At 57.0% G+C, this 21,471-nt stretch carries 20 protein-coding genes; 4 read left to right on the top strand and 16 right to left on the bottom strand.

Translation table 11 applies throughout. The features are described 5' to 3' along the window. Positions 1 to 27: 27 nt before the first annotated feature. From ELK40_RS03085 to pmbA, 7 genes are all read right to left on the bottom strand, one after another. Positions 28 to 669, bottom strand: a complete 642-nt coding sequence (locus ELK40_RS03085) for a DUF4310 family protein (RefSeq protein ID WP_003856081.1) — start codon at positions 667 to 669, stop codon at positions 28 to 30. A gap of 13 nt (positions 670 to 682) precedes the next feature. Continuing rightward, positions 683 to 1,459, bottom strand: a complete 777-nt coding sequence (locus ELK40_RS03080; protein WP_024907277.1) for a DUF4311 domain-containing protein — start codon at positions 1,457 to 1,459, stop codon at positions 683 to 685. A 22-nt stretch (positions 1,460 to 1,481) separates the two neighbouring features. Further along, positions 1,482 to 1,781 carry a DUF4312 family protein gene (locus ELK40_RS03075; RefSeq protein ID WP_006810338.1) on the bottom strand — a complete coding sequence of 100 codons (300 nt, stop codon included), beginning with the start codon at positions 1,779 to 1,781 and terminating at the stop codon, positions 1,482 to 1,484. Positions 1,782 to 1,783: 2 nt separating this feature from the next. Further along, on the bottom strand, positions 1,784 to 2,146 hold the full coding sequence (locus tag ELK40_RS03070; RefSeq protein ID WP_010427372.1) for an SFCGS family glycine-rich protein: 363 nt from the start codon (positions 2,144 to 2,146) through the stop codon (positions 1,784 to 1,786). A 10-nt stretch (positions 2,147 to 2,156) separates the two neighbouring features. Further along, positions 2,157 to 2,495 (bottom strand): glycine dehydrogenase, encoded by a 339-nt coding sequence (locus tag ELK40_RS03065; RefSeq protein WP_115876605.1) that lies wholly within the window; start codon positions 2,493 to 2,495, stop codon positions 2,157 to 2,159. 315 nt (positions 2,496 to 2,810) lie between these two features. Beyond that, positions 2,811 to 3,197, bottom strand: coding sequence for a cytochrome b562 (gene cybC / locus ELK40_RS03060; protein WP_008501412.1), 387 nt, complete (start codon positions 3,195 to 3,197; stop codon positions 2,811 to 2,813). A gap of 38 nt (positions 3,198 to 3,235) precedes the next feature. Further along, positions 3,236 to 4,588, bottom strand: a complete 1,353-nt coding sequence (gene pmbA / locus ELK40_RS03055) for a metalloprotease PmbA (RefSeq protein ID WP_008501413.1) — start codon at positions 4,586 to 4,588, stop codon at positions 3,236 to 3,238. A 95-nt stretch (positions 4,589 to 4,683) separates the two neighbouring features. Here pmbA and yjgA point away from each other — a divergent pair, with 95 nt between their 5' ends. Beyond that, positions 4,684 to 5,235, top strand: a complete 552-nt coding sequence (gene yjgA, locus ELK40_RS03050; protein WP_008501414.1) for a ribosome biogenesis factor YjgA — start codon at positions 4,684 to 4,686, stop codon at positions 5,233 to 5,235. Positions 5,236 to 5,312: 77 nt separating this feature from the next. Here the strand turns inward: yjgA and mpl are convergent, their stop codons facing one another. Continuing rightward, positions 5,313 to 6,692: a UDP-N-acetylmuramate:L-alanyl-gamma-D-glutamyl-meso-diaminopimelate ligase gene (gene mpl, locus ELK40_RS03045; RefSeq protein ID WP_111965364.1), complete on the bottom strand. Its 1,380-nt coding sequence runs from the start codon at positions 6,690 to 6,692 to the stop codon at positions 5,313 to 5,315. A 197-nt stretch (positions 6,693 to 6,889) separates the two neighbouring features. Between mpl and fbp the strand changes: the two genes are divergently transcribed. Both fbp and ELK40_RS03035 read left to right on the top strand, forming a co-directional pair. Continuing rightward, positions 6,890 to 7,888 carry a class 1 fructose-bisphosphatase gene (fbp, locus tag ELK40_RS03040; RefSeq protein ID WP_023310178.1) on the top strand — a complete coding sequence of 333 codons (999 nt, stop codon included), beginning with the start codon at positions 6,890 to 6,892 and terminating at the stop codon, positions 7,886 to 7,888. A 149-nt stretch (positions 7,889 to 8,037) separates the two neighbouring features. Beyond that, the gene (locus ELK40_RS03035) at positions 8,038 to 8,394 is read left to right on the top strand and encodes a LysR family transcriptional regulator (protein WP_127729386.1); all 357 of its coding nucleotides are present in this window, start codon (positions 8,038 to 8,040) and stop codon (positions 8,392 to 8,394) included. Here ELK40_RS03035 and ELK40_RS03030 read toward each other — a convergent pair. From ELK40_RS03030 to ytfQ, 5 genes are all read right to left on the bottom strand, one after another. Beyond that, positions 8,366 to 9,937, bottom strand: coding sequence for a methyl-accepting chemotaxis protein (locus ELK40_RS03030; protein WP_127729384.1), 1,572 nt, complete (start codon positions 9,935 to 9,937; stop codon positions 8,366 to 8,368). The two genes, ELK40_RS03035 and ELK40_RS03030, sit on opposite strands and share 29 nt — an antisense overlap. Before the next feature lie 93 nt (positions 9,938 to 10,030). Further along, a complete protein-coding gene (gene yjfF / locus ELK40_RS03025) occupies positions 10,031 to 11,032 on the bottom strand; it encodes a galactofuranose ABC transporter, permease protein YjfF (RefSeq protein ID WP_023293434.1) in 1,002 nt (333 codons plus the stop codon). After that, on the bottom strand, positions 11,019 to 12,044 hold the full coding sequence (gene ytfT, locus ELK40_RS03020; RefSeq protein ID WP_164850613.1) for a galactofuranose ABC transporter, ATP-binding protein YtfT: 1,026 nt from the start codon (positions 12,042 to 12,044) through the stop codon (positions 11,019 to 11,021). Before ytfT ends, yjfF begins: the two co-directional genes overlap by 14 nt. A gap of 10 nt (positions 12,045 to 12,054) precedes the next feature. Beyond that, positions 12,055 to 13,557 (bottom strand): galactofuranose ABC transporter, ATP-binding protein YtfR, encoded by a 1,503-nt coding sequence (gene ytfR, locus ELK40_RS03015; protein WP_008501421.1) that lies wholly within the window; start codon positions 13,555 to 13,557, stop codon positions 12,055 to 12,057. A gap of 57 nt (positions 13,558 to 13,614) precedes the next feature. Next, positions 13,615 to 14,571 (bottom strand): galactofuranose ABC transporter substrate-binding protein YtfQ, encoded by a 957-nt coding sequence (ytfQ, locus tag ELK40_RS03010; RefSeq protein WP_127729380.1) that lies wholly within the window; start codon positions 14,569 to 14,571, stop codon positions 13,615 to 13,617. Positions 14,572 to 14,880: 309 nt separating this feature from the next. Between ytfQ and ppa the strand changes: the two genes are divergently transcribed. After that, positions 14,881 to 15,411 carry an inorganic diphosphatase gene (gene ppa, locus ELK40_RS03005; protein WP_111965368.1) on the top strand — a complete coding sequence of 177 codons (531 nt, stop codon included), beginning with the start codon at positions 14,881 to 14,883 and terminating at the stop codon, positions 15,409 to 15,411. 157 nt (positions 15,412 to 15,568) lie between these two features. Here the strand turns inward: ppa and ELK40_RS03000 are convergent, their stop codons facing one another. From ELK40_RS03000 to tamA, 3 genes are read right to left on the bottom strand one after another with little or no spacing between them, the layout of a single operon-like run. Continuing rightward, positions 15,569 to 15,913 carry a gamma-glutamylcyclotransferase gene (locus ELK40_RS03000; RefSeq protein WP_111965369.1) on the bottom strand — a complete coding sequence of 115 codons (345 nt, stop codon included), beginning with the start codon at positions 15,911 to 15,913 and terminating at the stop codon, positions 15,569 to 15,571. A gap of 2 nt (positions 15,914 to 15,915) precedes the next feature. Continuing rightward, positions 15,916 to 19,692 carry an autotransporter assembly complex protein TamB gene (gene tamB, locus ELK40_RS02995; RefSeq protein ID WP_127729378.1) on the bottom strand — a complete coding sequence of 1,259 codons (3,777 nt, stop codon included), beginning with the start codon at positions 19,690 to 19,692 and terminating at the stop codon, positions 15,916 to 15,918. Further along, positions 19,689 to 21,422, bottom strand: coding sequence for an autotransporter assembly complex protein TamA (tamA, locus tag ELK40_RS02990; protein WP_127729377.1), 1,734 nt, complete (start codon positions 21,420 to 21,422; stop codon positions 19,689 to 19,691). The genes tamB and tamA overlap by 4 nt, the downstream gene beginning before the upstream one ends. Positions 21,423 to 21,471: the final 49 nt, after the last annotated feature.

The following is a 21,471-nucleotide window of genomic DNA, read 5'->3' as shown; positions in this document are numbered from 1 at the left end:
AGGCGGGCGTCGGAGCGCCCGCGGGTATTAAAGGGCGACCGGGAACAGCCAGCCCAGAATCATCGCGCCGAGGATAGCGCCACCGGTAATCGGCTTCTGCCAGATGTAGAACAGCAGCGCACCCACCAGCGAACCGACGCCGATTGGAATGGAGGCGGTCATGGCGCTGAGAATAATCAACGGCCCGAGGAAGCGGCCGGAGGCGTTGCCAGCCCCCATCATCACGTCTGCGCCGTAGGTGGAGTTGCTCTGGTTGATAGTGAACTTACGCGCCAGGATGATGACGTAGCCAATCGCCAGGCCAATCACCAGGCCGGTGATCAGCGAAGCAATGAAGTTGGTCACCGGGAACATGATCCCCGCGCCCAGCAGCAGCGCCGGAACGCCAAGGCCCACGCCGGTCTGGATCGCGCCGCCGATGTCGAGAATACCAACCAGCGACCCTTCGATAATACGGGCGAACAGGAAGCTCGCGCCAAACGCCGCCACCGCGCCGTAAACGCCGGTATCAATGCCCGCTTTCAGCATCGCCACGAAGGCCACTTCGTTAAACGCGCCGATGCCGTAGAGGTAGTACATGTGCGTCCCGGCAAACACGCCGGAGGAGAGCAGGCCAACGAAGATCGGGAACGACCAGTCGGCATACCAAAAACCTTTATTCTGTTCCATTTAGAGGCTCCTGTTATTTACCGCTGAGCGAGTTGTGGATCATGTCGAGCCAGTTCGGCACGGTCAGATGGAAGGATTCAATCATCTTCATGTCGAAGCCGCGGAAGAAGCCGCTCAGCACGAAGAGCAGGACGATAGCCGCCATCATCACTTTGGTGACGTGGTTCCAGCCGCTCTCTTCTACGCCTTTACCGATCAGGATCCCCAGCACCAGGCCCGGTACGGCGTTCCCCATAATCAGCTGCGCCGCGCCGCCAAAAATGGTGGCCCAGAAGCCCGATTTTTTACCCGCATCGATAGCCGCCAGCCAGAAGATCACCGGCATCACGGTGTTCACCAGCAGGTTTGCCGCCGGCACCAGCACCTTCACGGCGGTGACCTGAAGGGCAGCCGGCACGGAGGAGGCGGTAAGGTTAAGGAAGGTCACGACAATCATGCCGATCAGGCCGCAGGCAATCGCCATTTTGCGCGGGTCGTGCAGCGTTTCGCCGACGTTACGGTTTTTGATCATCAGTGCAGCAGCACCCCAGTTCGGGATGATGCGGTGGTCAACGTCCTGTGTGAAGGCACCTGCGGCCACGGAAGAGGCCCAGGCGTTAAAGAAGAAACCTAACCCAAAGGAGAAGTGGGACGCCGGATCCCCTTCACAGGAGTTCAGTTCCCCCAACGTACGAAACGCGCCCATACCCTGAGTGGTAGGCGCATGAAACATGCGTGCAGCCCCGGCTCCGACACCGACGCCAACCAGGCCGCCAATGATGAGCGATTTTATTAATATAATTAAGAACATCAGTCTGCCCTTTTATGAATAATCAGCGTTGCGTGACGAAATCCACCTGGTCAAGATTGATAGCGGTCACGTTGACGGTCACATCCAGCTCCACGCTGTAGGTGCGTCTTTCCCGGCGCAGAAAGAAGAACAGAAACGCTTCTTTACGCACCGCTTCTTGCGCCTGAACGACCTGCACATCCTGTGGCTCAATACGCAGTAAGATATGCGGTGAGGCTTTCATCACCGCGGCCTGAACGTGGTTGAGCGCGTCGGCAAAGGCGCGCGCTTTGGCGTCGCCCTTCCCCTTCACTCTCACCGTGGTTGTGAACTGTTCTTTCATGCTTATGCGCCGTATTTCTTCTGCCACGCCTGTACCAGACGCTCGCCCAGCTCTTCTTTATCCATAAAGCCAAAGCCCAGCACGTTGCAGCCTTCGTTGATGGCGGTCACGCCCTCTTCCACGGAACGCATGCCGTATTTGGCCTTGTAGCCGTATTTGGTCTGGGCGGTGATGGCACCCGCGCCGCCGCTGCCGCAAAAGGAAATACCGAAGGTGGCGTTTTCCGCTTTCATCATGTCGCCGAGCTTCATGTCTGCCGCCATGCCCGGTACGACAACCGCGCGTCCACCTGCTTTTTCCACACCGGCAGCCACTTTCTGACCTTTACCCAGGCGATCGCCAATCACGACTGTAATCTGTTCCATGTGTTGCTCCTTAAAGGTTGTCTTTCGCGACTTCAAAGTGAACGGAGAGCAGCCAGGCTTCTTCATCAGGAAGATTGCCAAACTGCGCGACCACTTCACGGGCGAGCCGCATTGAATCCGGTGAAATTTCGTCAAACAGCTCTGCTTCAACCTCCGGCAGCGGCTCGCCGGTCACGGACCGGTGCGCCATGGCGCGCACGTGGGAGGTGAGCATCTGCTCCTGTACCGCATTGGGGATGATGTTGTTCCGGGACAGCAGGGCATAAACCTGCTGCAGCATGGTGTTCGCGAGCTGTTCTGTTTGCTCCGCCTGTTCCCCAACGTCGTTCATTACCGCTCCGTTAATCACTGGTCTTACCCCGTTAATGGCTCTGGAATAAAACTAACGTTGGGGGGGAATTGTTTGTAGCGAGTTGTTTTCCACTTCGAAGTGGAAAGGCGAGCCGCAGCAGTGATCTGTGCCACATAAATGCGGTGAATCTGAATTAATGACGGTATTTGCGTGATGAATATCACGTATTCCAGCGGCAAAACGCGCATCGGGGAAACGAAACGTTCAGGCGTGGTGACGCAAAAATGTGATGGCGATAGGGTTTACTTATTACCGCGTAAAAAAAACGGGGGCCGCTGGCCCCCGCTGGTTGTTTGTCAGATGCGCGATCGGTTAACGGTATTTCTTGTGATACGTGTTACGGGTCGTCACAAACTGCTCGGCTGCCGCCTGGGCTTCCTTCACTTTGCCTTCGTTAGCCAGCTTCAGCGCGCCGTCGATCTGGCCGACCAGCACGTCAAAGCCGTGGCGGTAGTCTTTCATCTCTGCGCTGTCTGCCGCTTTGCTTTCCAGCTTCGGAGGCGTCGCTTTTTGTGCGTCCAGCGCCGCTTCACGCATTTTGGTCAGCGCGTCTTTCATTTCCGCCGCATTGTCGGTTTTCTGCACCACCTTCAGGTTTTGACCGAGGATGCCCATGTCGTCTTCAAGATCGGCAGCAAACGCAGAAGAGCCAAGAACCAGCGTTGAAGCCGCGACGATCGCTAACAGATGTTTACGCATTGCTCACTTCCTTTTTTATTATTAACAAAACGCTATCTCTATTGTCCGGCGATTTTCATTTCCGGGAGTAATACAGAACCACACTGTATATTGCTGCGTGTTTCAATATCGTTACCGACCGTAACGATATTGCGCCACATATCCTTCAGGTTGCCGGCGATAGTAATTTCGCTCACCGGATACTGGATTTCGCCGTTTTCCACCCAGAAGCCCGCCGCGCCGCGCGAGTAGTCTCCGGTGATGCCGCTGACGCCCTGACCCATCAGCTCGGTCACCACCAGACCGGTGCCCATCTCTTTCAGCATCTGCTCAAAGTTGAGGCCCTGCCCGGCAATGCGCCAGTTGTGAATACCGCCCGCGTGCCCGGTGCTTTTCAGCCCCAGCTTGCGCGCGGAGTAGTTGGTCAGAAGCCACTGGGTCAGAATGCCGTCCTTCACTATGTCACGACGCTCCGTGCGCACGCCTTCGCTGTCGAACGGCGTGGAGGCCAGGCCTTTCAGCAGGTGCGGATGCTCTTCGATGGTCAGCCATTCCGGCAGGATCTGCTTGCCCAGCGAGTCGAGCAGGAAGGTCGATTTACGGTAAACGGAGCCGCCCGCGATAGCGCCCACCAGATGGCCAAACAGACCGGTCGCCACTTCGTTGGCAAAGATAACCGGCGCTTTCATGGTGGAGAGTTTACGCGGCGACAGGCGAGACAGCGTGCGTTCGGCGCACTCTTTACCCACCCACTCAGGAGACTGCAAATCCCCCAGCGCGCGGCCAATGGTGTAGGCGTAGTCACGCTCCATGTCACCGTTTTCTTCGGCGATGACGCAGCTGGAGAGCGAGTGGCGGGTAGAGCAGTAGCCCTGCAGCATGCCGTGGCTGTTGCCGAAGACTTTGATGCCGTAGTGGCTGTTGAAGCTGCCGCCTTCGGTATTGGTGATGCGCTTATCCGCCTGCAGGGAAGCCTGCTCCGCGCGCGCGGCCAGCTCGATCGCTTCGTCCGGGGTCACTTCCGCAGGGTGGAACAGATCGAGATCCGGCGCGTCAAACGCCAGCAGATCTTTATCCGCCACGCCGGCGTAAGGATCCGGCGAGGTGTAGCGGGCGATATCCAGCGCGGCCTGCACCGTACGGGCGATGGCATCCGGGCTGAGATCGGTGGATGACGCGCTGCCTTTGCGATTCTGGTGATACACCGTGATCCCAAGCGCGCCATCGCTGTTGAATTCTACATTCTCCACTTCACCATAGCGGGTACTCACGCTGATGCCGGTGGTTTTGCTGACCGCCACTTCGGCGCCATCTGATTTTTCTGAAGCAAGCATCAGCGCGGTGGAGACGGCTTCTTCAAGAATCTTACGCTGCGCTTCAACTTGTGAGGTTACTTTCATCGCAAATGCCATACTGTAAGAGAGAGTTATCTGAAGTCTAACAGAGAACCGTTTTTCAGTGCGCGTCTTAACTGGTAACATTAGCCTCTTTTTTTAAGGAGCCTGACATGACTAAGCAGCCCGAAGACTGGCTCGACGACGTTCCCGGTGATGACATCGAAGACGAAGATGATGAGATCATCTGGGTCAGTAAAAGTGAAATTAAACGTGACGCCGAAGAGTTAAAACAGCTTGGCGCGGAAATGGTAGAGCTGGGCAAAAACGCGCTGGACAAGATCCCGCTCGACCAGGATCTGCGCGATGCCATTGAACTGGCACAGAAAATCAAAAAAGAAGGCCGTCGTCGCCAGCTTCAGCTTATCGGGAAAATGCTGCGTCAGCGCGACGTCGATCCGATCCGCCAGGCGCTGGACAAGCTGAAAAACCGCCACAACCAGCAGGTTGCGCTGTTTCATAAGCTGGAGCAGATCCGCGATCGTCTGATTGAACAGGGTGATGATGCCGTGCCGGAAGTGCTGAACCTGTGGCCGGATGCCGACCGCCAGCAGCTGCGTTCCTTGATCCGCAACGCGAAGAAAGAGAAAGAAGGGAATAAGCCGCCGAAGTCCGCGCGCCTGATTTTCCAGTATCTGCGCGAGCTGTCTGAGAACGAAGAGTAATTCGTTCCCCTCACCCCGGAGGGGCGAGGGAGAAAAGAACGTAGGCCCGGTAAGCGCGAGCGCCACCGGGCTTTTTTTTACGCGTCGGCTGCCGCTTCCGCTTTCTTCGCCAGACCGTCCAGCAGCTTCTGATGGATCCCACCGAACCCGCCGTTACTCATCACCAGAATATGGTCGCCGGGCTGAGCGGCTTTCACCACCATATCCGCGAGCGCATCCACATCCGCACTCCAGTGCGCAGGCTGAATGCAGGCGTCGGCTACTTCAGCCACCTGCCACGGAATATGCTGCGGCTGCAGCAGGAAGACTTCATCGGCACGCCCTAACGACGGCGCCAGATCGTCTTTGCAGATGCCCATCTTCATGGTATTCGAACGCGGTTCCAGCACCGCCAGAATGCGCGCGGTACCGCCGACCTTGCCACGCAGGGCGGCAAGCGTTGCCAGAATGGCCGTTGGGTGGTGCGCGAAATCGTCATACACGGTAACGCCGTGGGCTTCACCGCGCAGTTCCAGACGGCGGCGGGCATTGATAAACGAGCCCAGCGCGTTGGCTGCATCCGCAGGCAGAACGCCGACATGACGCGCCGCAGCAATGGCCATCAGGCCGTTGTGCATGTTGTGCTCGCCCACCAGGCCCCACTTCACCTCACCCACTTTTTCACCGTCGAGCAGCACTTCCCACTCGGAGGCATCGGCGTTGAGTTTCTTCGCCTGCCAGTGGCCCTGCTCGCCCACCAGCTCCTGCTCGCTCCAGCAGCCCATCGCCAGAGTCTGCTTCAGGTTGATATCGTTCTCCGGCAGGATGATGCGCCCCTGACCTGGAACAATGCGCACCAGATGGTGGAACTGTTTCTGAATCGCTTTCAGATCGTCAAAAATATCCGCGTGGTCGAACTCAAGGTTGTTGAGGATCAGGGTGCGCGGGCAGTAATGCACGAACTTGGAGCGCTTGTCGAAGAACGCGCAGTCGTATTCGTCGGCTTCGATCACGAAGAACGGGCTGTCACCCAGACGCGCAGAAACGTCGAAATTACCCGGTACGCCGCCGATCACGAAGCCCGGCTTATAGCCGCAGGCTTCGAGGATCCAGGTTGCCATGCCCGCGGTCGTGGTTTTGCCATGAGTACCGGCAACGGCAACCACCCAGCGGTCGCGCAGGACGAAGTCATGCAGCCACTGCGGGCCGGACATGAACGGAATATTGCGTTCCAGTACCGCCTCGACGCAAGGATTGCCGCGGGTCATCGCGTTACCAACGATCACCAGGTCCGGCTCGGGATCCAGCTGGCTGGCATCGTAACCCTGAATTAAAGAGATGCCCTGTTTTTCCAGAAGTGTGCTCATTGGCGGATACACATTGGCGTCCGAACCTGTCACTTCATGGCCCAGCGAGCGCGCCAGCATTGCCAGTCCGCCCATGAAAGTGCCACAAATCCCCAATATATGAATGCGCATACGTCACTATCCTTCTTCAATGTGGCGCACATTTTACTCACATGTTAGCGGCTGTGAAACGCATTTCAGGTAAATCCGTATGTTGCTGGCGCGATTCACCTCTGCGCTACTATTTGAATATTTGTTAAGATTGTTGGGCTTTAGTCGTTTTAGTGAACATACAATCGCTCTACTCACAAAGATGCAGGGAAAGTGTTATGAAAACGTTAGGTGAATTTATTGTCGAAAAGCAGCACGAGTTCTCTCATGCTACCGGTGAACTCACTGCTTTGCTGTCGGCAATAAAGCTGGGCGCTAAGATCATCCACCGCGATATCAACAAGGCCGGTCTGGTCGATATCCTGGGTGCCAGCGGTGCCGAGAACGTTCAGGGCGAGGTTCAACAGAAACTCGATCTGTTCGCAAATGAAAAACTGAAAGCTGCACTGCGCGCGCGCGACATCGTTGCGGGTATCGCCTCTGAAGAAGAAGATGAAATTGTTGTTTTCGAAGGGTGTGAACACGCTAAATACGTTGTTCTGATGGATCCGCTCGACGGTTCCTCAAACATCGACGTTAACGTTTCTGTCGGTACCATTTTCTCCATCTATCGCCGCGTCACGCCTGTTGGCACGCCGGTGACCGAAGAAGATTTCCTGCAGCCTGGCATTAATCAGGTTGCTGCCGGTTACGTCGTTTATGGCTCCTCCACCATGCTGGTGTATACCACCGGATGCGGGGTTCACGCCTTTACGTACGATCCTTCACTGGGCGTTTTCTGCCTGAGCCAGGAACGCATGCGCTTCCCGGAAAAGGGCAACACCTACTCCATCAACGAAGGCAACTACATCCGATTCCCGAACGGCGTGAAGAAGTACATTAAATTCTGCCAGGAAGAAGATAAAGCGACCCAGCGCCCTTACACGTCCCGCTATATTGGCTCTCTGGTCGCTGATTTCCACCGTAACCTGCTGAAAGGCGGTATCTATCTCTACCCAAGCACCGCCAGCCATCCGGACGGGAAACTGCGTCTGCTGTACGAGTGCAACCCGATGGCATTCCTCGCCGAACAGGCGGGCGGCAAGGCGAGCGACGGTAAAGAGCGTATTCTGGATATCGTGCCGGAAAGTCTTCACCAGCGCCGTTCATTCTTCGTCGGCAACAACCACATGGTTGAAGACGTTGAACGTTTTATCCGTGAGTACCCGGACGCGTAATATCTCTCTTCAGGGGAGCCGTTCTGGCTCCCCTGTCATTTATATATTTTACCGTATAAGTGTTTATAAAAAACATGCTTTAATATTCACCAATGCTCCTGCATTATTTCCATAACAGTTTGACAGATATTTCGTGGAGCAGAATCGCAATGAACAATTATTCCCGTGCTAATACCGGCATTGATTTAAATCTTATCCCTGTATTTATTGAAATCGTCCGCTGCGGCAGCATGGCAAAAGCCTCTTTGCGTCTGGAGATGTCACGCCCCGCGGTAAGTCTGGCCTTAAAGCGTTTTAATCAACTCTTTGATGAACCATTATTTTTCCGAAAAGGTTTATATCTTGAACCGACGGAAAAAGCGTTAGCCTTAACCAGCTCGCTGGAAATATTAATGGGTGAAATTCACGATAATATTGCGGCAATTAATTCCGGGAAAAATAAAACCCCGGCACAGAACGTACCGGGGTTGAGTAATATTATGCAGCGGTCTGAGTCGTCACTTTGAATGATGACATCGCTTCCATCAGCTGACGCGACTGCTCCTCAAGGGAGCGGGTCGCAGCGGAGGATTGCTGCACCAGCGCCGCATTCTGCTGCGCGGTTTCGTCCATCTGATTCACCGCAATATTCACCTGCTCAATGCCGCGGCTCTGCTCCTGGGACGCGGTCGCAATCTCGCGCATCAGTTTGGTCATGCGCAGCACTTCTGTTGCGATCTCATCCATCGTTTCGCCAGCCTGCTGAGCCAGCTCGCTGCCCTCGTTAACGTGGGTCTGCGAATCACTGATAAGCGATCGGATCTCTTTCGCCGCGTCGGCGCTGCGGCTGGCAAGGTTTCGCACCTCGCCCGCGACGACGGCAAAACCACGCCCTTGCTCGCCCGCGCGCGCCGCTTCCACGGAGGCGTTAAGCGCCAGAATATTGGTCTGGAAGGCAATACCGTCGATCACGCTCAGGATGTCGGCGATGCGCGCCGAGCTGCCGGAGATATCGCGCATTTTTTCAATCACGTAGCAGACCATTTCGCTGCCGTGATCGGCCGTATCGGACACCGACTTCGCCAGCTGGTGCGCCTGCTCGGCGTTATCCGCGTTGAGTTTCACCGTCGCGGTGATTTGTTCCATGCTGGCCGCCGTCTGCTCCAGCGACGTGGCGGTGGATTCCGTACGCTCGGCAAGATCGCGGTTTCCCAGGGTCAGTTCGCGGCTGCCGGTGTCAATTTGCGAGCTGGCATCGCGTACCCGCATTACCGAGTTCATCAGCGACTGTCGCATTTCCTCTATCACCGCGTTGAGGCGGTTAAACTCCTGACTCGCGGGCGCGGCAAGCGTATGGGTTAAATCCCCCGCCGCCACGTTCTCCAGCTGAGCAATGGAGGCCGAGAGCGGCTGGAGCAGCATATGGCGCAGCACCAGCCACGCGAGCACGATAATGCCCGCCGTCAGCAGCGCGGCGACGATAATCAGGATCAGCACGCGGGTTTTACTCGACTGTACGGCACTCACTTCCGCCTGACCACGCGCTTCGCTCCATTTCTGAAACGCCTGCATATCGTTATCAAACTGTTTTGCCACCGGGATCAGCGTCTTCTCCAGCAGATCGTAATACCCGTCCGCGCTCTGGTCGTTCAGGGTTTTCAACATCGGGTTGATCCCCTTCTGGCTATACGTCGCCAGGCTGGCTGACACTTTGTCGAGCAGCTGTTGTCCCTGCTCGTCAGCCACGCCGCCGTCGATCACGCCTTTCAGCGTTTTCTGGGCCAGGGCAACTTCCTGATTGATGTTTTTTACCGCTTTGGCCGCATCGTCCAGCATGCCGATTTCCATCATGCGGACGGCCTGGCCCGCTTCATTGCGCGCGCGCAGGATCAGCGTATAGCCTGAATTGAGCTGCACCATCTGCTCACCCTGAAGGTGATTAATGCGCTGCAGCGAAGAAGAACTCTGTGTGAGGGCATAAATGCCAATGCCGCTGACAATCAGCAGCAGAAGGGTCATAACGGCCAGTAAAGAGAGCAAGCCGGTACGAATCGATAGCGTTTTAAGCATGATATTATTTCCGGTAGCGAGATATTTCTGGGCATAAAAAAAGAGTATCGGCCGCTACCGGAAAATGTTTAGACTTTAAGCAAATTCAGCGTGTTATCGCTCTGTTACCGATGTGTTTACGCGGGTAACAGGTGAGCTTTGACGGTTCTCCCAGAGCACCGTCAGGCCGCGCTGCAGGGCAATAAAAATAAACAGCAGAATGCCGATGGCGATCTTCGTCCACCACGAGCTGAGCGTGCCGTCAAAGTTGATATAGGTTTGTATCAGTCCCTGAATCGCCACGCCGAACAGCGTCCCCAGCACCGTACCCACGCCGCCGCTAAGCAGCGTACCGCCGATGACCACAGAAGCAATCGCATCCAGCTCAACGCCAACGCCTGCAAGGGCATAGCCCGCTTGGGTATACACCGAGAAGACGATACCCGCCAGCGTCGCCAGGCCTGTCGAGAGCATATAGATGCGGATGGTAGTGCTGCGGGTCGAGATCCCCATCAGGTTTGCCGACGTAGCGTTACCGCCGATGGCGTAAACCTGATTGCCAAACCGGGTACGGTGGGCGAGGAAGATGCCGATCACCACAACGCCCAGCATCAGCAGCCCCATCGCGCTCAGACGACCGCCGCCGGGAATTTTCCACGCCAGGCTGGAGAGCGTGTCGTACACCGGATGGTTAATGGGAATCGACTCTTCCGACACCAGGTAGCTGACCCCACGGAGGAAGAACATCCCCGCGAGGGTAATGATAAACGCCGGGATTTTTAGCGCGTCGATCAGCAGCCCCATAAAGGCACCAAACGCGCAGCCCATCGCCAGTACCAGCGGAAACGCCACCAGGGGAGAGATCCCCCAGAAGCCGATCGCCTTCGCGAGGAACACGCCCGTAAACGCGATCACCGAGCCGACGGAGAGATCGATCCCGCCGGAGAGGATCACAAAGGTCATCCCGACGGCGATGATGCCTAAAAAAGCGTTATCGGTCAGTATATTGCAGATCACACGCGTGGAGGCGAAACCGGGAAACTGGGTGAGGCAGTAGAGATACCCCAGCACAAACACGCCCAGCGTGATCATCAACGGCAAATTACGTTTTATCATGGCCACGGATCCCCTTAATGATGCTGACAAAGCGCGGCGACTGGACGATCAGAACGCAGAGCACGACCACCGCTTTCACCACCTGATTGAGTTCCGGCTGGAATCCCGAAAGCAGGATCCCGGTGTTCATGCCCTGAATGATCAGCGCGCCGATCACCGAGAGCAGCAGGTTAAAGCGCCCGCCCATCAGCGACCCGCCGCCGATGACCACCGCCAGGATTGCGTCCAGCTCCAGCCAGAGCCCGGCGTTGTTGGCATCGGCTCCGCGGATATCCGCCGCGACGATCACCCCTGCGATGGCGGCGCAGATACCGCTCAGCACGTAGGTCAGCATCACCATCAGCCGCGTGTTGACCCCGGCGTTGCGCGCGGCGCGAATGTTGATCCCGACGGCTTCAATGAACATGCCGAGCGCCGTTTTACGGGTGAAGAGCCAAAAGACAACCAGCGTGGCCAGGGCAATAATCACCGGCGTCGGGAAGAACAGAAGGTTGCCGCTACCAAGCCACGCCAGGCTCGGGGAGTTAAAAGTGACAATCTGGCCGGAGGTAATCAGCTGCGCCACCCCACGCCCGGCCACCATTAAGATAAGCGTGGCGACAAAGGGCTGAATTTTCAGCACCGCCACCAGAATACCGTTCCATAATCCGGCCAGCACGCCGGTGCCTAACGCCGCCAGCAGTACCACCGGCAGGCTGTGTCCGGCCACGGTCATGGCGGCTGCAGTGGCCCCGGCGATAGCCATCACCGCGCCGACGGAGAGATCAATCCCGCCGGTGGCAATGACCAGCGTCATCCCGATGGCCAGCAGCGCTACGGGCGCAGCACGGTTCAGGATGTCTATCGGGCTGCCAAACAGGCGACCATCCTGCACGATAATCTGGAAGAAATGCGGTGCGACAAGGCTGTCAACCAGCAGTACCACCAGCAGCGCCGCGATTTGCGGCGTGCCGGTTGGCCAGTTGAAGCGGCGCTTTGACTCACCGGTTTGCGAAAGCGAACGGGACATCACGATTCACTCCTTATGCCGCAATGGCATTCATGATCGCCGGAACGGACAGCTTATCCAGCGGGATCTCTGCCACCTGCTTGCGATCGCGCATGATAATGACGCGATCGGCATAACCTACCAGCTCCTCCAGCTCGGACGAAATGACGAGCAGGGCCAGACCGTCTGCACACAGGGTTTCGATAAGCCGGATAATTTCGGCGTGCGCCCCCACGTCAATGCCGCGGGTCGGTTCGTCGAGGATCAGGAACTGCGGTTTGGTCAGCAGCCAGCGCGACAACAGCACCTTCTGCTGGTTGCCGCCGGAGAGGAACTCGATCGGCTGTTCCGCGCTCGGGGTGCGGATGCCGAGCTGGCGGATAAAGCGCTCGGCTATGGCATTTTGCTCTTTACGGGGGATCGGGCGCAGCCAGCCGCGCTGGGCCTGCAGCGCCAGAATGATATTCTCCCGCACCGAGGCCGCGGCAATGATACCGTCCGTTTTCCGATCTTCCGGGCAGAAGCCGACGCCCAGACAGGAGGCCTGATGCGGCGATCGCAGGGTTTGCGGTTTGCCCTTGATCAGCGCGCTGCCGCTGTCCGCGGGCTTGATCCCGAAGATCACCTCGGCGGTTTCGGTTCGGCCCGAGCCTAGCAGGCCCGCCAGCCCGACAATTTCGCCCGGCCGCACCTCAAGGTTAAACGGCGATATCACTCCTTTTTTGCCGTAATCGCTGAACGCGGCGACCGGTTTCTCGCTCAGCAGCGTGCGCCCTGCGCGCTGGAGGGCGTTGGTTTCCAGCTCACGACCCAGCATCATTTTCACCAGCTCGATCTGCGGCAGCTCGCGGGTTTCGCGGCAGCCAACAAAGCTGCCGTTGCGCAGCACCGTAATGCGATCGCTCACCTCATATACCTGATCGAGGAAGTGGGTAACGAAGATCAGGCTTACGCCCTGATCGCGCAGCTGGCGCATCAGGGTAAAGAGCATCTCCACTTCCTGGGTATCGAGGCTGGCGGTGGGTTCGTCCAGGATGAGTACCTTCGCGGAGAGATCGATCGCGCGACAGATGGCAACGATCTGCTGCATCGCCACGGAAAAGCGGTTCAGCGGCTCGCGGACGTCGAGGGAGAAGCCGTAGGATTCCATCAGCTTTGTCGCCCGCGCCTCCATCTCTTTGCGGCGCAGCAGGCCAAAGCGTCGCGGCTCACGGCCAATAAACAGATTATCCGCCACCGACATATTCGGCAGCAGGTTCACTTCCTGATAGACCGTCCCGATCCCCAGCTGTTGGGCATGGGCGGTATTTTTTGGCGAAATGGCGTTGCCTTCCAGCCAGATGGTGCCGCGGTCGGCGTGATAAACGCCGGTCAGGGATTTAATCAGCGTCGATTTTCCCGCGCCGTTCTCGCCCAGCAGCGCCATGATCTCCCCACGCCGCAGGCTAAAATCAACGTTATCCAGCGCTTTTACGCCGGGGAAGAATTTGCTCAAGCCCTCTGTGCGGAGGATTTCCTGGTGTTGTTCAGTGGTCATGGTTTCCCCCTGCATCAAGCCGGATGGCGCAGCGCCACCCGGCATGTTCAGACAGGCTTAGTAGCCCATATTTTTCTTCTTCTCTAACTCTTCTTTCGCCGTGTCAGGCAGGTAGAGCGTGGATTTGGTAACCGTCACTTTCTCCGGCATCGTGCCGTCTTTCTTGAATTTCTCCAGCGCGTCGAATGCCGGGCCCGCCATGTTTGGCGTCAGCTCCACGCTGGCGTTGGCTTCGCCGTCAATCATCGCTTTGTAGATATCCGGCACGCCGTCGATAGAGCCGGTGAGGATATCTTTGCCCGGCTTCAGGCCCGCTTCTTTAATTGCCTGAATCGCGCCGATTACCATGTCATCGTTGTGGGCGTAAACCATGCAGATATTCTTGCCGTTGTTTTCAGCCTTAATGAAGCTCTCCATGACCTCTTTACCTTTACTACGGGTAAAGTCGCCGGACTGAGAGCGGATGATCTTGATGTTTGGCGCTTTCGCGATGGCTTCAGCAAAGCCTTTTTTACGGTCGATGGCCACGCTCGCGCCGACGGTGCCCTGCAGCTCAACGACGTTACACGGCTTGCCGTCGACCTGTTTCACCAGCCAGTCGCCAATCAACTGCCCTTCAAGCACGTTGTTAGCGGTGACGGTTGTCATATAAAGGGATTTTTCTTTGACGTCGATGGAACGGTCGAGCAGGAAGACCGGGATCTCAGCGTCTTTCGCTTCCTTCAGGACGGGTTCCCAGCCGGTTGCCACGACGGGTGCAATAAAGATGGCATCCACGCCCTGGGCGATAAAGGAGCGCACGGCTTTGATCTGATTCTCTTGTTTTTGCTGACCATCGGCGATTTTCAGGGTAATACCGCGTTTCTGAGCTTCGCTTTTCGCCACGTTGGTTTCTGCCGCTCGCCAGCCAGATTCAGAGCCGACCTGCGAAAAACCTACGGTTAAGGGAGCGGCCATCGCCATAGACGACATGGCTGCCGAAACTGCTGTGACCAGGAGTAAGCGCTTCCACATATGAACGTCCTCGTAGGGTGAGTTATTGTTGGTTAAAAGATGTTCTGCGGAATGACTATAGCCCATGAAATATGTAACGAATTGCGTTACATCACACTTCAGAAAAGTGAATAAAACGTTAATCACAAGTTTGTAATCGCTTTCATTTCTCCATGAAAAATGCGGCTGAGTTTATGGATTTTTCTGTCATGGAATCGGTCTGAAAAGTGGGAAGAACGCTGAGAGAAGGCGAAAACAGGCGGAGACATTCAGCGCGAGTTGGCTATAATACCTGCCACTTGTTTACCATCCATTTTAAAGGACACCGACATGAGCTTACTCAACGTCCCAGCGGGTAAAGAACTGCCAGAAGACATCTACGTAGTTATCGAAATCCCGGCTAACGCAGATCCGATCAAATACGAAGTGGACAAAGAGAGCGGCGCCCTGTTCGTAGACCGTTTCATGTCTACCGCGATGTTCTATCCGTGCAACTACGGTTACATCAACCATACCCTGTCTCTGGACGGTGACCCGGTTGACGTGCTGGTCCCAACGCCATACCCACTGGAGCCAGGCTCCGTCATTCGCTGCCGTCCAGTTGGCGTGCTGAAAATGACCGACGAATCCGGTGAAGATGCGAAGCTGGTTGCGGTACCGCACACCAAGCTGAGCAAAGAGTACGATCACATCAAAGATGTGAACGACCTGCCAGAGCTGCTGAAAGCGCAGATCACTCACTTCTTCGAGCACTACAAAGATCTCGAAAAAGGCAAGTGGGTTAAAGTTGACGGCTGGGACAACGCAGAAGCAGCGAAAGCGGAAATCATCTCCTCTTTCGAACGCGCTGCTAAGAAGTAATTCTTACTGCCGATTGATGAAAGCCCCGCACGTCGGGGCTTTTTTTGTGGCGGGCGCGCAGCTGGGCCTACAGTGAACATGTAGGCCGGGTAAGCGTAGCGCCACCCGGCAAGAGGCGTAAAAAAACAACGCCACCTCACGGTGGCGCTGTTTTTTTTCAGTACTGGTCTCTGTCTAACCAGTTACCGCTTACAATCCGCGTTAACCCTTCGACCGGACGCTGGTAGACATACATCCACGCGCTTCCGTACGGCGTCTGGATCAACTGGCGTGCGTATTCACCGCCCCTGGTGCGCAAGGCATCAAGTTCGGCAAGCGTCGCGTTATCAATACGATAAACTTCACCCTGTACTGTTCCTTCGCCCGGAACCGCGCCTGGATAGTGGCCCAGGCTGTACAACTGGTAGTTCTCGATATCGTAATTCCCCAGTAGCTGGGCATTGGTCATCCAGTGACTGTTGCCTTGCCTGGTTCGTAAACTGCCGTAGACAAATATTCGCATTGCTAAAACTCAAACTGATAGAGCAGATCAAGTGCCTGGTCTACGCCGGACACTGCTTCCAGATATAGCTTAGGCATCAGGCGATAGCGTAACGTGAGTGTTGCCAGTGAGTCAAAGATCCCCACACCATATTTTACCTGCAGACCCGGCAGTACATAGCCGCTGACCACCACCTGCGAGGAGTCACCCACGCCCTGGGTGTCCAGCGCCAGATTGCTTACGCCGAACGTCTCGCCGATTTTACCCACAACCTGCCCACTTTGTGCAACCCCCAGACCCACTAACATCGAGGTCATCGCCGCGCTGTCGCTCTGACCGCTGTCCAGACCTTGTCCACGCAGCAGATAAGAGAGGGCTTCCTGCTGCGACATCGCCGGGTCAGAGAAGATCTCCGCCTTCGGTTCGTCGGCGGAACCGGTAACGCGTACGCCAGCAATAACGTCGTTTTCCGTCGCTTCAGGGTTACGAATCGCTTCGATGTTCAACAGAGGCTGATCCGGTGGACCGGAGAACAGCAGCTCGCCTTTACGGACGATCAGATCCTGACCATACGCATGGAAACGCCCTTCAGGAATATTAATTTGCCCGTTCAGGCCAAGCCCTTGTTTATCCTGCGCCACCTTCAGGTCGCCCGTGAGCCTCGCCTTCAGCCCAAACGCATTCAACCGCACGTTATTCCCCACGTGCACGATAAGATTACTATTAATCGGTATGCCCGCGCTCTTCTGTTCGACAGGTTTCAGATTTTCATTGAGCATAACTTCATCACTTGAGACGCCGACCGCGCTTTCCGGCACGTCGTGAACCACGATGCGCGCCCACGGCACGTCGACGCGTCCGTCAAGCGTGAAGAGGCTTGGCGTGGCTTCAAAGACCACATCAGGCGAGACGTCCAGGCGTACCATCGGCGGTACGGTGATGCGCACCTTGCTGCCTTTCGCGGCAATACGCGCGCGCCAGTTATCGAGCTGGCTCCAGTCCGCGTCGCCGCTCAGGTTGATTTGCCCTTGCTGCGTCAGTACCGAGCCGCTCAGCGTCGAGCTCATGCCGTTGAAGTTCATCGCGATCTGGCTGGGCTGCATGTCAAACGGCATAAAGTTGCCGTCAATATCCACGCCGCTAAGCCGCATCTGACCGAACAGCTGCGGACTTTGCGCGTTGCCGGCCAGGCGCAGGTTAGCGTTCAGCATGCCCTCGGCTTTTTCCCCGCGGGCGAAAATCGGGTTCACCATCGCCAGGTTGAAGTTACGGATGTTGACGTTACCGCCCAGATTACGCCGTCCCTGCGGATCGGTAATCTGGACCTGCCCATCCAACTGGCCGTTGTTGGTCAGGCGGATTGTCCACCCCAGCTGTGCGCGATTGTTATGCAGATCGGCACTCAGGTTCAGAGTATCGAACGCCACCGGAAGGGGCGCGTTGTTGACCTCCTGCGTCACCTTAACGTTACGCCCGGACAGCGTGACGCTGCCCTGCGGCAGCCCCTCTTTGGTGGTATCCCAGGCAACATCGGCTTTTCCGCTGAAGACGCCGCTCGCCTGTGTTGTATCCGGCATAAACGGCTTTAGCATCGCCAGATCGAAGCGGTTGAGGTTGATCTGCGCCCGCCCTTCCGCGCCCGCATCGATGGTCTGCGGCACGCACAGCTCCGCATTCGGGTTGGTCCAGCAGTGTGGCCCAATGCTGATCTTCTGCTCGGCGTTGCGGTAGTCCAGGGCGATGGAGCGCGAGAGCGCCAGCGGCCCGACCGGCGTATTGAAACGGGTGTTATCCAGCGTACCTTTCCAGCGCTCCTCTTTGCGGTCAAAGCTGCCGGTGAGGTGAAGCTGGCCGGAGACCGGCTCGCCCTGCACGCGCAGCTGGAGATCGTGCTGCTTCTCGTTCCCTTTGGCATCCAGGGTGACCAGGCTAATGTTCACGTCCGGCTGAGAAATGCGCTCCACGCGCAGGTTCAGGTTACCGCCGATCTGATCGGTGGATTTCACATCCCCTTCCACACGTACTCGGGCAACGCTCAGCTCCTGCCAGCGCAGGTTATTGGCGGTAATGTCCGCCAGCAGCTGCGGCGCGTCTACCGTGCCGCGCACCTTCACGAGTCCTTTCGCCGTGCCGCCAAGCCCCGGCAGGGCGTTATCCAGATTCGGCGCGTCGATGGTGGCATCCAGATTGAGATCTTTCACCCCCAGCTCGCCTTTGATATCCGCCGTGTTGCGGCCCAGCGCCACGTGCAGCCCCGGGATAACCCACTGCAGATAGCTGTTGCCTTTCACCGAGCCTTCAACGTTAACCTTGTTCTGCTTCACGTTCCCGGTGAGCTTAATTTCCGGCACGTCCATCTGCCACGTACCGCCGTACAGGCTGCCGCGGGTTTTAATCAGGCCATCCAGCTTCGACGGCCAGTCCGGCACCTCTTTGGCGGTGTTAATGCCCGTCAGCTTCAGCTCTCCGCGCCAGCTGATCGCCTGCTGCCAGTCGAGCAGCGCGGTCAGCTCGGTTTTGCCTTCAAGCGCCGCGACGGTCAGCTTGTCGAGGTTGACCTGCTGTTCGTTGCCCTTCGCATCCAGCGTAATGTTCGCGGGCGGAACGCCCTGTCCCTTCACCGCGGTGCGGAACGAGAGCATGTAGTCGGTCATCTTGCCGCTCAGCTTCAGCTTCAGGTCATCGGCCTGGAACTGCTTTTCGCCGGTGAATGGCCAGGAAAGCTGCTTGCTGACCACCTCAAGATTGAGCGGCAGCCCGGCTTCCGCCAGCTGGGTTTGCGCGCGCAGGACCATGTCCACCGGGCCGGAGAGATTCACGCCAACATCGAGCTTATCGCGCAGCGCCCCGCCCACCTTGACCTTCACCTTTTCGCCTTTCAGCGGATCGATGTTGAGGGCACTGTTAAGCGTGATGTCCACCGGCCAGTTATCGCGCAGCAGGGCATTGCCTGACGCATTCACCGAGCCCTGGTTGGTGTCGATATCCAGCGCGTCGAGCTTCATGTTGCCGTCAATGCTGCTGACTTTCAGCAGCATATTGTAGACCGTCAGATCGGTATCGCCCGTCAGACGCAGCTGTTCGCCTTTGAACTCTTCAATATTGAGGTTCAGCGGCAGGTGAACGTCGGTCATTTCCGGCAGGACAGGCTTCGAGAAGAGATCTTTCAGCGTTTCGCCCAGCGGCTTCTCTTCCGGCTGCGGGTTCTGGATCTTCGGCTCGACGATCTCTTCCTGCGCCACGTCGGCCACTTTCGGCAGCGCGATCAGCAAGCCCTGCAACGACGTGGGCGTCAGGGTGAGGTTTTTCTCCTGCCAGCGCAGGCCGGAGGTGAAATCCATCACGGACACGGTGGTGTCGTCGATTTTGATATTGACGTTATCGAGCGCCACCCGATAGAGCGCGATCGGGTACGGCGTGGAGAGATTCAGCGGGCCGCTGTCCTCTTCCTCGACCGGCGCAGACTTCGGCATTTTTTTCGAATCTATCGCCACGTTGACGTCTTTAAGCGACAGGTCGTTGACGCAGAGCTTACTGTCACGCAGACAGCCCAGCTTCACCGCGAGATGAAACTCCCCGGCGTTCACCGCCACGCCCGGCTGCTCGTAGCGGATATTCTTCAGACGCAGATCGCGCCAGCCGCCCGTCACCTGACCAATCTCCAGCCCCGGCACCCAGCGGTTCGCGGCGTTAAACAGCAGATGCAGCCCGGTCGTCGTTCCAACCAGAAACGCCACCGTACCGAGCAGCAGCACGATAAAAATCAGCACCCCGAGGCTTATTTTCTTCCATAAACTCATAATTCAGGCCCCAGACCGATGTAAAACTGTAATCCGTGTTCATCTTTGTCGCCGACAGGCACGGCGAAGTCGAGCTTGATGGGTCCGACTGGCGACTGCCAGCGTACGCCCACGCCCGCGCCGGTTTTAAAGTCGCTGCGGCGGATATCGTTCACCGCTTCACCGCCGTCAACAAACATGGCGCCCCACCACTTTCCGCTGACGTTGTACTGATACTCCAGCGATCCCGTCGCCAGTTTTGACGCACCGGTCAACTGGCCCTTTTCGTTCTCAGGCGAGATCGATTTGTACTTATACCCACGAATGCTGCGGTCGCCCCCGGCGAAGAAGCGCAGATCCGGCGGAACGCGCTCGAAGTCTCCCGTTTCAATCCAGCCGAGATTGCCGCGCATCACAAAGCGGTGTTTGTCGTACAGCGTGCGGATCCAAACGTTTTGCGCCTGAATCACCGAGAAATCCACGTCGGAGCCCCAGGCGGAGTTGGAATAATCGATCGAGTAGCGCTGTGAGTCGCCCCAAGTCGGCATCAGCCCCCCGCGCGAGCGGGTTCGGCTGATCATTACGCCCGGATAAAGCAGCATGGTGGTATTGGTGACGTTGGCCTGGGTAAAGTGGTCCAGGCTCCAGCGCAGGTTAATGGCGCGCTGCCAGCCGCTGGAGAGATCCCAGAAGCGGGAGACCGCAAGCGTCGTAGAGTCCTGCTTTGTGTCGTTTAAATCGGTGCGCTTAAAACCGCCCTGCAGAAGGTAATATTGCTCAAGCGGATTTTTCAGCAGCGGCATTTTGTAGCTGAAATCCAGCTGCTGCTCGGGCGCAGAGAGGCTCAGGCTGGTGGTCAGGCTGTGGCCGTAAGAGTTCATCCACGGTTTTTTCCACGAGGTTTTCACGCGTGGTCCGACATCCGTCGAGTAGCCAACACCGGTCTCAATGGTGTTCTCGGTGCGCGGCGAGACAACGCCATGCAGCGGCAACACCTTGGTTTTGCGAGACTTCTCAAATTCCGGTGCGACAACTACGGAGTTAAACCAGCCGGTAGCGGAGAGGCGTCGGTTCAGCTCTCCGAGATCGCTCGACTGGTAGTAATCCCCTTTTTTGAACGGCACGAGATTTTGCAGGTACTCTTCGCGAATTTGCGAACCTTCAAACGTCACGTCGCCAAAGCGGTAGCGTTCTCCACTGTCGTAGTCGATATCCCAGAAGGCCTGACGTCTCTCCAGCGCAATCCCCAGCTGGCTTTTATTGAACTGGCTGTCAAAGTAGCCCTTACGCAGGGAAACATTCGTCAGCTCTTTTTTGAAATGGTCGTAGTCACCGTGGTTAAGCACGGTACCGATTTTCGGCCGCGTGCTGAGCAGGTCCAGATAATCCCGGTCGGTACGCGCCCCGCCGCGCAGGATGACGTTCGTACCGCCAATCAGTACCGGCTCACCCGGCGAAACGCGGGCAATAAGGACCTGGCGCCCCTTCTTTGGCGGCGGACGGAGGTCAAAATCAATGGTGGGTTCGTAATACCCCAGCGCTTTCAGCCCTTCACGGATCGCATCATCTACGCGCGCGCGAAAACGCCGGTCCGGCGTCACCTCATCACTCTGGATGGTCGACAACTGCGCACGCACGTTTTTTTGTAGCGCCCCGGATAACCCCTCAACCTGCAAACGGACATTCGCCGCGCTGGCAATCCCGCTTGTCAGCAACACACTGACTAAACATAACTGGCGGATTTTTGTCACGTTTTCTCCTGAATATCCCTGTTTCCACCCTGGAAGCAAATGAAGTGCC

Origin of the sequence: Enterobacter sp. N18-03635 (assembly GCF_004006055.1) — a bacterium.
GTDB classification, from domain to species: domain Bacteria; phylum Pseudomonadota; class Gammaproteobacteria; order Enterobacterales; family Enterobacteriaceae; genus Enterobacter; species Enterobacter vonholyi.
This window is presented reverse-complemented; position numbering and strand designations above follow the sequence as displayed.

What these genes read in the sequence shown, in the direction of transcription:
- ELK40_RS03085 (WP_003856081.1), bottom strand. Translation starts at nt 669, where the DNA reads ATGGAACAGAATAAAGGTTTTTGGTATGCCGACTGGTCGTTCCCGATC.
- ELK40_RS03080 (WP_024907277.1), bottom strand. Translation starts at nt 1,459, where the DNA reads ATGTTCTTAATTATATTAATAAAATCGCTCATCATTGGCGGCCTGGTT.
- ELK40_RS03075 (WP_006810338.1), bottom strand. Translation starts at nt 1,781, where the DNA reads ATGAAAGAACAGTTCACAACCACGGTGAGAGTGAAGGGGAAGGGCGAC.
- ELK40_RS03070 (WP_010427372.1), bottom strand. Translation starts at nt 2,146, where the DNA reads ATGGAACAGATTACAGTCGTGATTGGCGATCGCCTGGGTAAAGGTCAG.
- cybC (WP_008501412.1), bottom strand. Translation starts at nt 3,197, where the DNA reads ATGCGTAAACATCTGTTAGCGATCGTCGCGGCTTCAACGCTGGTTCTT.
- pmbA (WP_008501413.1), bottom strand. Translation starts at nt 4,588, where the DNA reads ATGGCATTTGCGATGAAAGTAACCTCACAAGTTGAAGCGCAGCGTAAG.
- yjgA (WP_008501414.1), top strand. Translation starts at nt 4,684, where the DNA reads ATGACTAAGCAGCCCGAAGACTGGCTCGACGACGTTCCCGGTGATGAC.
- mpl (WP_111965364.1), bottom strand. Translation starts at nt 6,692, where the DNA reads ATGCGCATTCATATATTGGGGATTTGTGGCACTTTCATGGGCGGACTG.
- fbp (WP_023310178.1), top strand. Translation starts at nt 6,890, where the DNA reads ATGAAAACGTTAGGTGAATTTATTGTCGAAAAGCAGCACGAGTTCTCT.
- ELK40_RS03035 (WP_127729386.1), top strand. Translation starts at nt 8,038, where the DNA reads ATGAACAATTATTCCCGTGCTAATACCGGCATTGATTTAAATCTTATC.
- ELK40_RS03030 (WP_127729384.1), bottom strand. Translation starts at nt 9,937, where the DNA reads ATGCTTAAAACGCTATCGATTCGTACCGGCTTGCTCTCTTTACTGGCC.
- yjfF (WP_023293434.1), bottom strand. Translation starts at nt 11,032, where the DNA reads ATGATAAAACGTAATTTGCCGTTGATGATCACGCTGGGCGTGTTTGTG.
- ytfR (WP_008501421.1), bottom strand. Translation starts at nt 13,557, where the DNA reads ATGACCACTGAACAACACCAGGAAATCCTCCGCACAGAGGGCTTGAGC.
- ytfQ (WP_127729380.1), bottom strand. Translation starts at nt 14,571, where the DNA reads ATGTGGAAGCGCTTACTCCTGGTCACAGCAGTTTCGGCAGCCATGTCG.
- ppa (WP_111965368.1), top strand. Translation starts at nt 14,881, where the DNA reads ATGAGCTTACTCAACGTCCCAGCGGGTAAAGAACTGCCAGAAGACATC.
- ELK40_RS03000 (WP_111965369.1), bottom strand. Translation starts at nt 15,913, where the DNA reads ATGCGAATATTTGTCTACGGCAGTTTACGAACCAGGCAAGGCAACAGT.
- tamB (WP_127729378.1), bottom strand. Translation starts at nt 19,692, where the DNA reads ATGAGTTTATGGAAGAAAATAAGCCTCGGGGTGCTGATTTTTATCGTG.